General features: G+C 27.2%; 9 protein-coding genes. 7 read left to right on the forward strand and 2 right to left on the reverse strand.

Features of this window, described 5'->3' with window-relative positions:
• Window positions 1-461 precede the first annotated feature (461 nt).
• Window positions 462-3,824 (forward strand): beta strand repeat-containing protein, encoded by a 3,363-nt coding sequence (locus MBCUT_RS03165; RefSeq protein ID WP_067258788.1) that lies wholly within the window; start codon window positions 462-464, stop codon window positions 3,822-3,824.
• A 1,108-nt stretch (window positions 3,825-4,932) separates the two neighbouring features.
• On the opposite strand, the gene MBCUT_RS03170 is transcribed toward MBCUT_RS03165, so the two are convergent.
• Window positions 4,933-5,169, reverse strand: coding sequence for a hypothetical protein (locus MBCUT_RS03170; RefSeq protein WP_067258791.1), 237 nt, complete (start codon window positions 5,167-5,169; stop codon window positions 4,933-4,935).
• A gap of 260 nt (window positions 5,170-5,429) precedes the next feature.
• On the opposite strand from MBCUT_RS03170, the gene sfsA reads away from it, so the two are divergent.
• Complete coding sequence (sfsA, locus tag MBCUT_RS03175; RefSeq protein WP_084270695.1) at window positions 5,430-6,134, forward strand: DNA/RNA nuclease SfsA; 705 nt, start codon at window positions 5,430-5,432, stop codon at window positions 6,132-6,134.
• A gap of 398 nt (window positions 6,135-6,532) precedes the next feature.
• Here the strand turns inward: sfsA and cyaB are convergent, their stop codons facing one another.
• Window positions 6,533-7,075, reverse strand: a complete 543-nt coding sequence (gene cyaB / locus MBCUT_RS03180; RefSeq protein WP_067258795.1) for a class IV adenylate cyclase — start codon at window positions 7,073-7,075, stop codon at window positions 6,533-6,535.
• A 728-nt stretch (window positions 7,076-7,803) separates the two neighbouring features.
• Here cyaB and MBCUT_RS03185 point away from each other — a divergent pair.
• From MBCUT_RS03185 to MBCUT_RS03205, 5 genes are all read left to right on the forward strand, one after another.
• Window positions 7,804-8,349 carry a TATA-box-binding protein gene (locus MBCUT_RS03185; RefSeq protein WP_067258796.1) on the forward strand — a complete coding sequence of 182 codons (546 nt, stop codon included), beginning with the start codon at window positions 7,804-7,806 and terminating at the stop codon, window positions 8,347-8,349.
• A 12-nt stretch (window positions 8,350-8,361) separates the two neighbouring features.
• Window positions 8,362-10,251, forward strand: a complete 1,890-nt coding sequence (gene serB, locus MBCUT_RS03190; protein WP_067258798.1) for a phosphoserine phosphatase SerB — start codon at window positions 8,362-8,364, stop codon at window positions 10,249-10,251.
• A 179-nt stretch (window positions 10,252-10,430) separates the two neighbouring features.
• Window positions 10,431-10,610, forward strand: coding sequence for a hypothetical protein (locus MBCUT_RS03195; protein ID WP_067258800.1), 180 nt, complete (start codon window positions 10,431-10,433; stop codon window positions 10,608-10,610).
• Window positions 10,611-11,544: 934 nt separating this feature from the next.
• Window positions 11,545-13,695, forward strand: a complete 2,151-nt coding sequence (gene topA, locus MBCUT_RS03200) for a DNA topoisomerase I (protein WP_067258802.1) — start codon at window positions 11,545-11,547, stop codon at window positions 13,693-13,695.
• A 1,031-nt stretch (window positions 13,696-14,726) separates the two neighbouring features.
• On the forward strand, window positions 14,727-17,450 hold the full coding sequence (locus tag MBCUT_RS03205) for an STT3 domain-containing protein (protein WP_067258804.1): 2,724 nt from the start codon (window positions 14,727-14,729) through the stop codon (window positions 17,448-17,450).
• The last annotated feature ends 467 nt before the right edge of the window (window positions 17,451-17,917 follow it).

Raw genomic sequence — 17,917 nt, forward strand, 5'->3', positions numbered from 1 at the left:
TGGTGTAATGTTTAGTATTGAAGTATAATTACACGATGATGATAATTGGTGAATTAATTATGTATATCATTTTATTATTTTTTGGGGTTCATTGATGAGAGAAATGTTCTATTAGTATTTATTGATTAACTAATTTTTGAGAGTGTAAATTTTTGTGGAGTTTTTTCTAAAATTTTCAGTTTTAATTATAAATGTTTATAAATGAAAAGTGATTTTTTTCAAAAAACTCCACACTTTTTTACACTCTCTAATTTTTTTTGGAATTTTTCTCTGATTAATGGGTTTTTGATAGATAAAAAATGATCATAGTTCTGGTAATAATGATATAATCATCTATAATTAATCTGAGCTTTGTCTGTTTAGATAGTTATCTGACATAGGGATTCATAATTTCTATGTTTCATAATCCATTAATCAAAATTTTAAAAAAGAATTTTTTTTCATTTTGGAGGTGAAAAAATATGATAATGAAAAATAAAAATACAATAACTAATAAGTTTGAAACGAATAACTATTTTCCTAGTGGAACTCGTTTAAAGAATGTGGTACTTGTAACCTTCTTGTTTTTGTGTTTTTTTGCACTATTGTCTGGTGCTAGTGCTGCTAACTTTAATAGTTCTTCTACTAATCAGGAAGTCCAGGATTTCCTCAGTGATACATCTGCGGGCGACAATGAGGTTGTTTTTGAGGAAGGAGATTATAACCAATTCACTGGTTTAACTGTTTCAAGAAGTGTTAATATTTCATCCATTGGTCAAGTGAATATAGTAGGTACTACTGGTACACTATTTACTATCACTTCACCGAACGTGAAAATAGTTAAATTGAATATTAGTGGATATACAACAGCTATTAATTCAAACACAGGTAATCTATCAGTTATTGGTTGTAATATGAGTACAGCTAGTAGTAGTGTCTCTTTGTCTGGTAACTCTTTAACTGATGTATTACTGGAAAATAATACTATAATTTCTTCTGTAACTGGCACCTCTGGTGCTGTAAATGTAGGTGCTACAGCTGGTTCAGTTGTTAACATTACAATTAAAGGTAATAATATTACAGGTAACAGTTCATCTCAAGGAGTAGGTGTGCGTTTCAGCGTTTCTAGTTGTAATAACACTCTAATTTCCGAAAACAACAACATCACAATAGGATCAGGTCGTGGTTTTTATTTGACTCTTACCAATAGTAACAACACCATAACTATCAGCAACAACAACATCACAGGAGTAGGAAACAGTGCTGTTGCTCTGTCTGCAGCAACTAGTAACAACACCATAATCATCAATAACAACAACATCACATCAGCAGTCTCATACGTTGTTACTCTGTCTGCAGCAACCAGTAACAACAACATAACCATCAGCAACAACAACATCACATCAACATCAACAGGAGCAAATTCGGCGGGTGTTAATCTGGATGTAGCAACTAGTAACAACACCATAACTATTAACAACAATAACATCACAGCAACATCAACAGGAGCAAGTTCGCAGAGTGTTAGGTTGGCTGCAACCAATAGTGACAACACCATAACTATCAGCAACAATAATATCACAGCAGCATCACAGGGTAGTTATCTGAATGTAGAAACCAGTAACAACACCATGACAATCAATAACAACACCATCACAGGAGCATCTGGATACGGTGTTGCTCTGTTTGCAGAAGCCAATAGTAACAACAACATAACCATCAATAACAACAACATCACAGGAAAATCCTCATACGGTATTTCTCTGACTGCAACCAATAGTAACAACAACATAACCATCACCAACAATAACATTACAGGCACCTCAGGAGCATCTGGATACGGTGTTGCTCTGTCTGTAACAACCAGTAACAACAACATAACCATCGCCGACAACAACATCACAGGAAAAACCTCATACGGTGTTCAGTTGTCTGCAGCAACCAGTAACAACACCATAATCGTCAATAACAACAACATCACAGGAGCATCTGGATATGGGGTTCTTCTGATTGCATACACCAGTAACAATACTATCAGTTTCATTGATAACATTATTAGGGGTACGAATTATGGTATGTATGTTAACTGCAATAATAATCCAAGTTTTAGTGGTTTGTCTGTAGTGAATAACACTTTGAATGCTAGTAACTCTAATGGTATTGGTATTGGGTTTGTTAATCTTAATCCCTCTGATTTAAGTGATATCTTAGTTTCTGGTAACAACATTTTTGCTGGAACAACTCTTGGTACTGGTATTAATTTTGATACTGGTCTTAATTCTGTAAATAATGTTACTATTAATTATAATCGTGTTTTATCTGGCACTGGTTTAAATATTCCATCTATGGCTAGTGGTATAGATGCGAGCCTTAATTGGTGGGGAATTAACAATATAACTGGTAAAATTGTGGGTATTAATACTAGTAATCATTATATTTTGAATATTACTAACTCTAGTAGTTTGAATGATGTTCATGTTGGTGATAATGTTAGTTTTTCTCTGTTAGTCTTGAATGATACTTTGAATAATACTGGTGTTGGTAATTTACCTGATTTTGTTATTAATGGTAACTTTAGTGGTGTAGCTTATAATTCCAGTCGTAATAGTAATTTTACTTATCTGTGTCCTGTTTCATCTTTAGGAATTCAGACTGTAAATGCTTCTTTAGATGGACAATATGTGAATATAACTTTTTACGCGATAAAAAATTCTACGAATTCTACTATTGTTATTAGTCCTAATCCTGCTCAAATTGGTGAAAATGTCACTGTTAGTGGTGTTTTAGCTAATCATACAGGTATTGATTTTGTTAATGTTACTGTTGATGGTACGCTATTTAATGTGACTGTTGATGGTTCTGGTTATTGGGAGTTAAATTACACTACTAATCGTAGTGGTACTTTAGATATTGTTGTTAGTTTTTCCGGTAATGATAATTATACAAGCTTTAGTAATGGTAGTATCTTTAATGTTACAAAGGCTAATGTAACTATAAACATTAACTTACCGAATAATGCTACTTATGGAGGAAATTCTACTATAAACGGCAATATAACTTCTAATGGTAACTTAATAAATGGAACATATAATATCGAAGTAGTTATCGGTGATGTAGTTTACAATGTGACTGTTATTGATGGTGTTTGGAGTTTAATAATACCTAATACAAGTGCAGGAATAGCTAATGTTGATATATTTTTCTCTGGAAACAGTAATTACAATGATGCAGCAATAGCTGCTAATTATACTGTTGCTGCGAAGAATCTTGGAACTAAAATCACAATAACTTCAACAAGAAACGGTAATAAAATTACCTATAAAATCACACTCAAAGACAGTGAAGGAAATATATTAGGTAATCAAACTATTAGTTTAGCTATTGCAGGTAAAAATGTGAATGTTAGGACAAATAGTCAAGGGATTGCACAGTACACATACACAGCAACTAAAGCAGGAAAATACTACGCAAACGCAACATACAACGGACTAAACACTGAAAACATCATCTATGGCTCTTCCAGTGCAAAATCCAACAGTATATCAATCACAAAAACAAGTATAAAAATCTACCTCATCAAAGTAAGTGCTAAAACCGTAAAATATCATGGAAAAAGATACAGAGTCTATTATAAAACTTATTATCTTAAAAATTATGGTATTTTAACAGGTTCTAAACTATTCCAGAAATCTTTAAAAGGTTTCACACTAAGCAAAATCAGCAAAACAAGCAACATAAAAACAAACTACAACAAAACCAAAAAAATCCTAAAAACTACCGTCAAAAACCTCGCACATGCAAAAATAGCCAAAATCAAAATAAAATTCTACAAAAGAATCGCATAAAAAAAACCTTTAGCCAATATAAAAGCTAAAAAAAAACCAAAAAAAATTTAAAAAAGGAGAGGATAAATTAATTTTTTTCCATTATTCTCTCTTACTTTTTTTTGTTAAATTGGACAAGAATTTTTTTTTTTTGAAGGTTGTGATTTCTTTTTTTTAGAATATTATGATGTTTTTTTGGTGATATATTTGTATATTTCTTTGTATATTGTTGATATAAGGTTGATGTCATTTTGAATTTTTCTATAATCTTCTGGTTTCGACTTGTTTATATTTTTTGTCATGTTTTATGGGTAAAAGGTATTTCAACTATTATTTTTTTCTTTATAAGTTTCTTTATTTTCTTTTTTTCTCTATGTTGTATTGAAATTTTGATTTGATAAGCTTTTTTTTCAATGTTTACACTTTAATTGACATTAATAGATTTAATTTGTTTCCATATCAGTATTTTTCCTGTAAATTTAGAAGTAATTTCATCAAAAGATGCATGATTCACTAAATTTTTCATGAAACAGCAAGGATAGTTTTTATTGGGATCAAATCTAAAAAATCAGTAGGAATTAGAAAAGTTTGATCAATCTTGTCTTATGTAAACCATAATCTTATCATTGAAAAATTTATTTTAGCTATATAAATAATTTATCAAAAATAATATCTAAATTTAAGGATTTTAAACAATAAAAATATTAAAATAATTGTTTCCTAACTTTTAGATCATAAAACATGTGAAATAGCATATTTTCTTTTTTTAGAGGGTGAAAATAATGAATTATAGTATCATGACAATTTAAATATTAATTTATTTATATTTCTCAACAAAATTATTAAAAAGTATTTTATCTTCTTAATTCAATCTTAAACCTTTTATTTAATCTTACTCTATAAAATCTATATTAATAAAATTATAGAAAAAATTAAATTGTCTTAACAATAGTATCTATATTGAAAAGTTTAAAAATAAATCATGAAAACAAAATTATAACACCCAAAATATAATCTCTACAGAGCTATTATTTTAAAGAATTAATTATTAAAAAATAATTATTAAAAAATATTGATATAAATCGTAAATATGTGTATTAATATAAAAATAAAAGAGATAATGATTTTTTTAAAGAAGTTCCTCTTTTTCCTCTTTTTCTAGACTTGCCCAAGTATTGGAATCACATGTAGGGCAAGGTGGAAGTGCTGGAGATCCATTCTCAATTATCATCTCTTCACTAAAATAATCACATGGAGAGCGAATTGAAAACACTCTGGATTCTTCATCGATCACTATTTCTTCACCACAATAATCACATTTATAACTTCCATAACCTGGTTCATCACTATATGCATAGTTTTCCATTTTAAACACCTCTGATCTGTTTTTTTATTTATAATAATGATTATTGGAAATATAAGCATTACATTACTATTTTATGATATTTAAATTTTCACCAAAGATGAAAACTTCCATTAATTATTGAATGTTGATATTTAAAAATAAAAATAAATAGCTATTGATTTTTATAATAAAAAATATAAATAAAATTTTAAAAGGTATTGATTTGAAAATTTTTTAATACTCTTATTTTGTCAATATAAATGATATTAAGGAACTATTTCATGAACAATTATGTAAAAGCTATTTTTAAAAGTAGACCTAATAGATTTATAGCTAATGTGGAAATCAACGGCGAAGAAACTGTTGCTCACGTTCCAAATACTGGAAGATGCAAGGAATTATTGTTGGATGGAGTTACTGTTTATTTGCTTCCAAGTAATGATCCTAAAAGAAAAACAAAATACACAATTCACTTTGTAGAAAACAATGGAGTTTTAGTATCAATTTACTCACAGTTAGCTAATACGATTGTATATGATGCAATAGTAAATAATAGGATAAAAGAACTTAGCTATTATAATCATCACAGTAGGGAAAAAACGGTTGGAAATTCACGAATAGATATCCATCTCTCTAATGATAATGGTGAACAATGTTACATTGAAGTTAAAGGAGTGACTTTAATAGAAAATGGAATAGCTAAATTCCCAGATGCTCCAACAACACGGGGAAAGAGACATCTTGAAGAGTTAATTGAACTTAAAAAGCAGGGACATAGAGCTATTGTCTTCTTTTTGATCCAACATCCAAATGGTGACAATTTCGAACCAAACTGGCACAATGACCCAGATTTTAGTCAAACATTGGTTAAAGCAGAAAAACATGGGGTTGAGATATTGGTTTATAAAACAAGAAATACTTTAAATAAAATTGAAGTTATTGAGAAAAGTTTAAAGTATGATTTGAAAAGAAAAAGTTTAAAGTAACTTTTTTCAAAATTTTAACTTTTAAAATATCTAAATCTGAAAATCCACATCTAATCACATCTATCTACTTTCATCTAAGTAATAATATGGGTATTGTTTCGTTTCAGCATCTCATATTTTGATTAAACATATTCAGTTAATCTTTCTTTACTTAAATTACATTTTTTTTATTTTGACAATTATATTCCATATTTAGTTTTATAAATATCTATAATAGTTGTTATTTCTGTTCATATAGTTAGTAATCTTATTAATCATGCTTTCCTATATGTTGAATTTTTAGTTAATAATATGTTAATAATATAATATCGCAGTGAATTACTATGATATTCATGTCTTTCATCAATTACAGGTTCATCTGCAATTTTAAAAATTGCTAATTAATTATTAAAAGCAAGTTATTTCTTCAACTGCAGCAATTCTAAGTAAGATGTTCTTTCAAAACCACTATTCACGCCTAATTTGTTGAATATATTAAATATGTTATCTAAAGTATCTTGGTAATCAGTTCCGTCGTCTAAATCTGCTTCTATTTCCATGTATGGTTGGAGTCCTTCAACTTTATCAAGACTTATGATGTATTCATCCAATTTATAGATAGTTCTGTCTTTGATAACAATAGCTGCTTGAACAAATCCTAAGTTGGTGAATATACTAGCTATTTTACTGGCATCTTGGATTCCTACTTCTATTTCTTCTCTTGTTTTACTTGATTTGTTTAGTTTTGGTCCTTTGTATGTTATAAAAGTAGAAAGGTTTTCATCAATTGTCACTTTTCTTATTCTCAAAGCTTCGTCTGTTTTTGCAAAATCACGTAGAGGACTATTAAAATAGCTATCTTCTTGATGCTCTATATGACTTTTTTTAGCTCCAATTACTTTTAATTTATTTATTACATAATCAAAATCATTTATTTTAGCTTTAACTTCAACTTCTATCATAATATCCCTTAAAATATTTTCTATTATTAAAAATTTGTTTCTTATATTAATATGAATTTTAACTATTTCTCTTATTAAATAAAATGTTTAAAAATTATTATTTTTTTTAAATAGATCGTTTTTAACTTCATTAAATATTAAATAATCATTATTAAACTATTATTATTCAAATAAAATATTTTTAATTCTTTAATCATTATATAAATTATTATTAAATTCTTAATTTTTAAATAAAATATTATTAAGTTTTTAATACTTATATAAATTATTATTAGATTCTTAATTTTTAAATAAAATATTATTAAGTTTTTAGTACTTGAATAAGTTATTATTAAATTCTTAATTACCAAATAGAATATCTTTAATTTCTCAATTATTATATTTTATAAAATCATATTCTAATTATTTAATTTTTTATACTATATTTATACTATTTTTCTAACTTTATTGAAAAATTATTTATAATATATTGAACATATAAATTTAGTAATAGCAACTATCATATTAGAATATAAATTTCTTGAGTTCTATTATGAAATAATTATTACTCATATCTTTATTACTATTATATATTTCATTTTATTAAGTATGGTTTATATAAGATTATTTATATGAATTTTTATATTTTGAAATTTTTTAAATAGGTTTATATATCATATAAATAAAAAATTGATATAAGTAATAATTTACTTATTTTTTTTTAAAATTTGATTGGGAGGTATATTAACTTGACTGATGTTGATATCAAAATAGAGAACATTGTAGCTTCTGCTAGCATTGGAAAGGATATAGAGTTAACTGAAGTTTCCGCAGCTTTAGAAGGTGTTGATTTTAACCGTGAACAGTTTCCGGGATTAGTCTTTAAACTTAAAGAACCTAAAACTGCAGCACTAATTTTCAGTTCAGGAAAATTAGTTTGTACTGGGGCTAAGTCTATAGAAGATTCTAAATTAGCTATTAAAAAAACTGTTGATATGATGAGGACTATTGATAAAGACATTCCTCATGAATTTGAAATTAAAATACAAAATATTGTAGCTTCTGCTAACTTGGAAGCAACCCTAAATTTAGAGTCAGTAGCTCTAGAATTAGAAAATACGGAATACGAACCTGAGCAATTCCCAGGATTAGTTTACCGTTTATCAGACCCTAAAGTTGTTTTATTATTATTTGGTTCAGGAAAAGTTGTTTGTACTGGTGCCAAAACAAAAGATGATGCTAAACTCGGTGTAGAAAGGGCCTACGATCGACTTAGCGAGTTGGATTTAATATAATTGGTGATGTGATTGATTAAACTTGTAGTATTTGACTTAGATAATGTTATTATTGATGGTGAAGCCATAGATGAAATCGGGAAATTAGTAAACGTTGAAGAACAGATTGCGGAAATCACCGAACAAGCTATGAACGGTGATTTGGACTTTGAAACATCTATTAAAGAAAGAGTTAAGCTTTTAAAAGGAGCTTCAGTCGATGAAATTAAAAAAATTGGAAATGAAGTAAAACTCATGGAAGGGGCTGAAGAAGCTATTAAAGGTTTGAAGGACGAAGGTTTTGAAATAGCTGTTATAAGTGGCAGTTTTGACTTAATTGCAAACCCTTTGAAAGATAAGCTTAACTTAGATCATGTTTTTACAAATTCTTTATTAGAAAAAGACGGATTATTAACTGGAGAAGTTGAAGGTCCTCTAGTCGAGGGTACTAAAGCTGATGTTCTAGTTAACCTCATTGAAGAGCAAGATATTTCCTTAGATGAATGTGTTGCTGTTGGTGATGGCGCAAATGATATTTCTATGATAGAAATAGCTAAGTATGGAATTGCATTTAATGCAAAACCAGCTGTTAAAGAAATAGCTGATATCATCATAGAAAATAATGATTTAAAAGAAGTTTTATTTTTTATAAATAATTTAAACGCTGATTCTGATGAACTAGAAGAATCAACCGAATTAACTGAAGAAATAGCTGAAGACACTGAAGACATATCTAGTGAAGATGTAGCTTCTGAAGCTGCTGAAGTTGTATCTAGTGAAGATGTAGCTTCTGAAGCTGCTGAAGTTGTATCTAGTGAAGATGTAGCTTCTGAAGATGTAGCTTCTGAAGATGTAGCTTCTGAAGCTGTATCTAGTGAAGATGTAGCTCTTGAAGACAATGAGGATGCAACTTCTGAAGTTGCTGAAAATGTATCTGCTGAGGCTGTTGAAACCACATCTAGCGAAGATGTAACTTCTGAGGAAAGTGGAAAAACATCTGAAGAAGAAACTGAAAAAGTATCTGAAGATAAAAAAGGTTCTAAATCTAAGAATAAAAAATCTAAAAAGAATCAGCTTCCTGAAGTAGATTTTGATGTTGCAACTACTCCTGAAGGAGTTAGACAACAAAAAGATGAGAGAGAAGCTCTTATAAGTAAAATAGCTGATGAAAGGGAAGAATTCAACAAAGTTGCAAAAGAACATCGTAAAATTCGAGATGAACTTAATGATAGTCTTAAAGAAAACTTAAAATTAGCTATTGATTTCAGAGATAAACGTAATGAAATAAATAAAGATGTTGAAGCATCTAAAAAATTACGTGATGAAGTTAATGAAGAGCTTAAAAAACTTGAATGGTCTTCTGGAAGAAGAGATAGATTAAAACTCGAAAATGAGATTAAAAAAATTGATAAAGTCATTGAAACTCGAGTTTTAGATATTAAAAAAGAAAATCAACTTGTTAAAAATGCTAATGACTTAAGAAAGCAATTAATGGAAATTAAAGAAGACGAAAAAGTTAAAGATGCTGCTCAAGATCTTAAAAAGGTTTCTGAAGAACATCATGCTAAAGTAGTTGAATTTTCTGAACAAGCTCAAGAATTCCATGAAAATATGCTTAATTACTTCAGAAAAACTGATGAAATTAGGACCACTGCAGATGAAGCACATAAAAAGTTCATTGAAGCTAGGAAAGCTGCTTCAAGTAAGCACGAAGAATTTAAGATAGTTTTAAGTGAGATTCACGTTATAAACAAAGCTCTTGGAACAAACAAATCCAAAAGACGAAGATCTGAAAAACAATCTAATACTAAAAAAAATCGTGAAGAAAAAGAAAAAGCTGAAGATATATTTGAAAAGTTCAAACAAGGTAAAAAACTTAGTACTGAAGAGCTTTTACTTTTACAAAAGCATAATATTGGTTAATAGTTTTGTTGCTACTTCAAGTTCAATAGCTAGTATTAACTAGCTATTATTTTCTTAGCTTATTTTTAAACATATCTACATGATTACATAATTTCTTTTCTTTATTTTTTTTCTTATTTTTTTTAATAACTTAATAATCAACATATAATTTTAATTATAAATATATTATTGGTGAGAATGTGCATAAACAAGTTGAAAATTCTAAGTCTAATGACAAAATTGAAAAAATAGAAGTTTGTTATCTATGTGGTAAAGAATTCAATATCAATGAAGATGACGAAAGTCATTACCATTATGGACAATTTCCAATGTGTGATTATTGTAGTGAATTTTATGGTTTTTATAAAAAAGATAGATAATTTATATAATGAGTAGATAATAATTTTAAATAATAAAAAGATAATGACTTTAATTAATTTTTAGATAAACAATTAGATAATACTATTTAATTCACAATTTAAACTTCTTATAATGATTCTAAATAATATTTTTAATATATTCAAATAATCAAGTTTTTAATAATTAAAAAATATATTATTTTTTAAATTAATTTTGATATATCATTCTTCTTATGGCCAATATATATTTTAAAAATAATTAATATTAATAATTAATATTTTAAAAATAATTGTTTTTATAATAATTGACTTAAAAATATTAAAAATATATATTTTAGATAATTTATTTATATACTTATTAACCAATAAATATATTTTAGCTATAGACTAAACTTATTATTTTCAAAGTTAATGCCTAATTGATATACCTCCTAATTGATATACATTTTATTCTAGTATTTAATTTAAGAAAAGCAAAAAGATTAAATAATACTAATTATAATATTTGTATTAAATAGCTTAAATAATAAAACTAAAATAATAAAATTTAATATAATCATAATAATTAGTGGTTGTTATATCATTAGAATAAATTAATTATATGATATACTTATATTATATTGCAACTCAAAATTAAAGTAGAATAATAAAATAGAATATAAATTTGAAAAATATATTGTTTATAAGAAAGTATTATAAGACTATATTATCGATAAGTGTATATTGTTTATAAGAAAGTATTATAAGGCTATGTTATCTATAAGTATATTATTAGTTATATTAATTAATGGAATAAGTTATTAGTTATATTATTTAATGGAATAAGTCGAAAAAGTAATATAATTGCAACTTTAATAATTTATTGAGCATATGAGCTCTTTTTATAATATTGATTATTTATATTCTATTTATAGAGTATTAGGGATTTATTTTTAACAAAATGATAAGTGATACAATGCATGAGGTAATTATCTGCGAAAAACCTAAGTCAGCTGAAAAAATAGCTCAAGCTCTTTCTTCTAAAGCCAAGAAGATGAAATATAATAAGAAGCTTACATATTGGGAGATTAATGAAGATGGTAAGAAAACAAATGTTTTATCAGCAGTAGGGCATTTATATTCTCTTACTCCCACCAATCAAAATGAAAAGGTTTATTTTGATTTAAATTGGGCACCAATTTATGAGATACAAAAAAATAAAAATTATATTAAGGATTATATTTATTCTATTAAGAAATTTTCTAAAGGTGCAGATAAATTTATTCATGCTTGTGATTATGATATCGAGGGAACTTTAATAGGTTTCAATGCATTAAAATATGCATGTGGAGAAGATTCAATAGCTAAAACTTCAAGAATGAAATTTTCAACTCTAACTAAGAAAGATATCATGGATGCATATGAAAATATGATTGATCTTGATATAAATCAGGTTAATAGTGGGATAGCTAGACATATTCTTGATTTCTATTTTGGGGTTAATATTTCTCGAGCTTTAATGAAATCGGTTAGAACAGCTAAATCAAGATTTTTAAAGCTTTCTGCAGGTAGGGTTCAAACACCAAGTCTTTCAATTCTTGTTGATAGAGAAAAACAGATTCAAAAATTTGTTCCAGAACCATATTGGTTGATTAAGGCAGTTTTAGAAGGAGAGATAATAGCTGATCATATTGCAGGAAAGATTTTCAATAAAGAAGAAGCTGAAAAAATATTTGCTGGGTGTAAAGAATCAGATGCTTTAGTCGATGATGTAAAAATAACTGAAACCATTAGAAAACCTCCAATTCCTTTTAACCTAGGTGGATTACAATCAGAATCTTATGGAGTCTTTGGTTTCAGCCCAAAAAAGACTCAAATGATTGCTCAGAATTTATATACTGAAGGATATACTTCTTATCCTCGTACATCTTCACAAAAACTCCCTGCAAGTTTGGAATTTAAAAAAATCTTCAAACAATTGTCTGGCAGGTCTTTATTTAAAGACCATATAAGTAAACTTCCTCAACAAACCAAACCAAATGAAGGTAAAAAAGAAGATGCTGCTCATCCAGCTATTCATCCAACTGGAATTTTACCTGAAAAATTATCTGATGATGAGCAAAAGGTATATCAGCTCATTGTTTTTAGATTCATAAGTCTTTTTGCTGAAAATTCTAAATTAGAAACCATGAAGACTTTGCTTAAAATAGCTGAAGAAGAATTTGTATTTAAAAGAAAAAGAGTCTCCTATCTTGGTTGGTTACAGCATTATCCTTTCCGTAAACTTGAGGATGAATTTTTCCCTAATATCAAAAAAGGAGACCTTATAAAGGTAGAGGATGTATTATCAGAGGAAAAAGAAACTAAACCTCCTGCAAGATACAATGAGGCTTCTCTTATAAAAGAACTAGAAAAAAGAGAACTAGGTACAAAAGCCACTAGGGCAGATATAATAGCTAAGCTATATGATAGAGAATATATTTCCGGTAAAAAAATTGAAGTTAATCAACTGGGAATTAGTATAATAGAAACTTTAAAAGAATATTGTAAAGATTTGACCAGTGAAGAACTAACTAGACAGTTTGAAAAAGAATTACAAGGAATAATGGCTGATAAAATAACCAAAGATAAGGTTATTGGTGAAGCAAAAAAAGAAGTTCTAAGTATTTTAGGAGATATTGAGGATAGTGAAAATAAAATTGGTGAAGGAATTTATAATGCTTATCAAGAAAGTTTGATACTTGGAAAGTGTGCTTGTGGAGGAAATCTTATAATTAGATACTCTCCAAAAACTAAAAGTCATTTCGTAGGCTGTTCTAATTATCCTGATTGTAATATAATATACTCTTTACCAAAAGGAGCCAATGTTCTAAAGAGTACATGTGAAAAATGTGGATTGCCAATGATCTCATTTGGAAAACCCAAGCAAAGAGCTTGCTTAGATCCTAAATGTGGAAAAGATTCTACTAAGACTCACGATTCGGAAATCGTTGGAACTTGTCCTGATTGCCATAGTGATTTATTAAAAAGGTCTGGTAGATATGGTGATTTTGTTGGTTGTAGCTCATTTCCAAAATGTAGATTCACATGTTCGGTTGAAGAGCTTAAAGATTTAAAAACTAAATAAAAATATTAATAAGTTAACTGATTAGTAGTATTGAATAAATTAATATTTAACATAAGTAATTAAATAAATTAATATCTAAATTTTTGAAATTGTCAATAGTAAATTATTTATTTATTAAAATTTACTTATTAAATAAATTTAGATTAGCTTTTTTAATTCTTATAAATTATTTCAATAAAAATGATAATCCTTCTATAAAGTGATAATGTTGCGTCATAGACACAAATATAAAATATTAGAAATGTTATAATATTACAATATATAAAATGAAATTATATATAACATGAATATCATATTATAAAGAATATTATAAAAATTATAAAGTTCTTTAAAGAATAGCTCGTCTTGAAATTAACAAGTTTTAAGAATTTTATTAGTTAGAAATGTAATAGAAATTTACTATAAATTTACTAATATTTAATCATGAATTTTTAAATTTTTTATATTAAAAATTATATTAGATTGAAATCAAGTTTAATTTGTTATTAAATATTAAAATATTAATAAATTAGAATATTATAACTTATATTAGATTGAAATCAAGTTTAATTTATTATTAAATATTAAAATATTAATAAATTAGAATATTATAAATTATATTAGATTGAAATCAAGTTTAATTTATTATTAAATATTAAAATATTAATAAATTAGAATATTATAAATTATATTAAATTAAACTTATAGTAAAAACCGTATTATATAGATTTTATTATAACTTTAATTAAAGTTTTATAAAATTTTTTGAATTTTTTAAAAAATTATATAAAATTATTATAGCTTATGTAATAAATAATGTATTATTAAGAATTATATAATAATTATTTAGATTAAGTATAGCTTATGTAATAAATAATGTATTATTAAGAATTATATAATAATTATTTAGATTAAGTATAGCTTATGTAATAAATAATGTATTATTAAAAATTATATAAAATATATCACTCAAGATTATGAATAATAAAAAGTAAAAATAATGAATGTAATTCATATTCTTATTTGATGAATATTAAATTAGAGGATTTTTTATGGATAAGAAAAAAATACTAACAATACTTAAATCAGTGGCTATTATTTTAGTTTTAGTCTGCTTTGTGTTCTTACTGAGAGCACAAGCATATGATTTGACATTAATTCCTGAAGATCAAAAGTCCATGTTCACTGATTCCAGTGGACTTCCTTATTTCAGTGAAATGGATTCATATTATAATTTACGTTTAACAGAAGATTATATAGATCATGGTTACTTTGGTGATGAAATTAAAAATGGAACGCCGTGGGATAATCTTTCTTATGCTCCAGATGGAAGATCTGCAGCGTATCCTCCAATGATAGGGTATGTAACGGCATTTTTATATTATTTATCTGGGTTCTTTGGTGATTATTCAGTGAAGGAAGTTGCATTTTGGACTGGAGCAATAATAGCTTCATTGGCAGCTATACCAGCTTACATTATAGTTAGAAGAGTAACGAATGATTTTGGAGCCATTTCGGCAGCATTATTAGTTGCATTTGCTCCTAGCTATTTTGCACATACCTTTGCAGGTTTTTTTGATACAGATATGTTTAATGTTATATTCCCTCTATTGATTACATTATTCTTTATTGAAAGTATTAGATTGAAAAGATTGGTCTATAGGATAATATTTATATTAGCTACTGTAGCTTCTTTAGCCCTTTTTTCAGTATCATGGGATGGTTACATATTTTATCCAGCATTGTTAGTTATTATTGTAATAGTTTATTTCATAGCAAGCTACCTTTTCAAATTGCATTTATTTAAACCTTTTAAAGACTATCCAAATAAATTCAGTTGGTTTGTAAATCAAAAAGAAATATTTTCAATAGTTCTCATAGGTATAATTAGCTTTATAAGTTTGGTTCTTATTGTAGGATTTGATTCACTTATAGCAAATATCCAAGGTACTTTAGTTGGAGGACTTTCTCTACAAGATACTGCTGCACTAACATCAAATTATCCTAATGTAGCTATTTCCATTGCAGAACTGCAGATCCCAAATTTACTAGTTGGGGGAATAGTAGGAATGTTTTTAGCTAATTCAGGAGGAGTTATTAATGGTATGGGAGGTATTCTTTCTTTCTTAGGTGCTTTTGCCATTCTATTCTTATTTGCTCAAAGATTATGGTCATTAAAGTCTGATGATTTAAGAACTAGTTCTAAAAAGCCACCTAAAGGAAAGAGAAAAGCTACATCAATAAAGCAGGAAAGTAAAGATAAATCTTTTTTCATCGATGATGATTCTATCGGTAAATCAGGGGATGTTTATGAAACTAAGAGAAACGCACTTCTTTATTTCACTATATTTGCAGTGTGGATTTTTATAGCTATAGTAGCGGTTTCTAGAGGTTCAAGATTTCTTGCGATACTGGTTATCCCAGTCAGTTTATGTGCTGGTATTTTTGTAGGTTATGCTACTTCTTATATTACAAAAAACACTCTTAGTAATTTTAAGTTGGCAGTTATATCATTAGGAGGGGCTTTTTTAGCAGCATTTCCAGTTTTCAGTATAACTAATCAATATATAATACCTTTAGGGTTCTTTGCTGCACTTTCAATAGCTTCATTAGTATTGATTTATGGAATTAAAGGTCATCGCTCTTTAAATCATAAAAACAAAATAGGAACTAATAATAAAAATTCTAAATCAAGATTTATTTCTATCAGAAATTTTGTTGTGATGTTAATTATTTTGTTAGCATTTGTTTCGCCAATGGCCAGTGGAGCTTACCAAGTAGCAAATAATGTTGTTCCAGGTACTAGTGATCCAATGTGGAATGCAATGGAATGGGTAAAAGCGAATACAACTGATAATACTGTTATAATCTCTTGGTGGGATTACGGATATTTATTTGAAATTGCAGGAGATAGGCCGACTAGTTTCGATGGAGGATCTCAGACAGGTGATAGGGCATTCTGGGTTGGTAAAGCTATGACGACGAATAACACGGATTTATCAGCAGGAATATTTGAAATGTTGGCTACAACTGGAGATAACGCTTATCTGGCTTTAGATAATTACACAAATAATACAGGAAAATCTGTTGAAATTTTAGAAAAAACTTTACCACTTTCAAGAGAAGAAGCTAAAACTGCAATGACAGAAGAGTACAACTTAAGTTCTATACAAGCAGATACTATCTTAAAATATTCTCATCCACCTAATCCTACTCCTGTTATATTCGTAGCAAGTTCAGACATGTTAGGAAAAGCAGGATGGTGGACATACTTTGGTAATTGGGATTTTGCTGCTAAAAGTAGTGTAGGCTATCAATATTTAACTGCACAAGTACCAGCTCAATTGGAGAAAATTAACTCTACTGTTAGTCAAGCAACTATAACTAATAGCTTAGAAAATGGTATTGCAGTTCAAACAGTAGTTACTAAAGGAGTTGCAAATAACACTACAAATGCAACTGTTAAAACAGTGTATGAAAATGGAACTCAAATAATTGATCAAAATGGAACACTATATAATCCTTTCCCACTTTATAATAAAATTATCATTGAAGAGGGTATACTCATGGTAAATGAAACAGTAAATGAAAGTGGAAACTTTACTTTGCTTGTTATTGGAAACAATGGTACATATTCCTCCATTATAATGAGTAAAGAATTGGAAAATGCTTTATTTACAAGACTTTTCATATTAGGTGGATATGGTCAAGATAGATTTGAAATGGTTAATATGCAAGATGGAGTATCTTTATGGAGAATTAACCCAAAATCTTAAAAAAAAATGAATAATGGAGGTATGATTCGTGGGATACTTTGAAATGATTTTCAATTATTATCCACTACTTCATACCAATTTATATTTAAATGTATTAATTTGAATATCCTATTTTAATTTACATTGTTATTTACATCATTATTTAATTATTATTTAATCATTAGTTAATTATTTACTAATTATTTAATCATTTAATTATTTACTAATTATTTAATTATTTAATTTATTTACTAGCATGATATTACTATTTTAATAACTTACACTATTTCAATTAGAATTCTATTCTATTCATAATCTTTTTTTCATGAAATATAACCTAAAAATATTCCACAATTAAAATATGAAAGATTCAGAAATATAGATTTAATAATAATCATACTTAATAAGATGATTTAACATAGATACTTAATAAGATTATTATAATATAGTCAAAATTTAGATAATATATTCTAACTTAATTAATATTC

This window comes from Methanobrevibacter cuticularis (genome assembly GCF_001639285.1).
Classification (GTDB): domain Archaea; phylum Methanobacteriota; class Methanobacteria; order Methanobacteriales; family Methanobacteriaceae; genus Methanobaculum; species Methanobaculum cuticulare.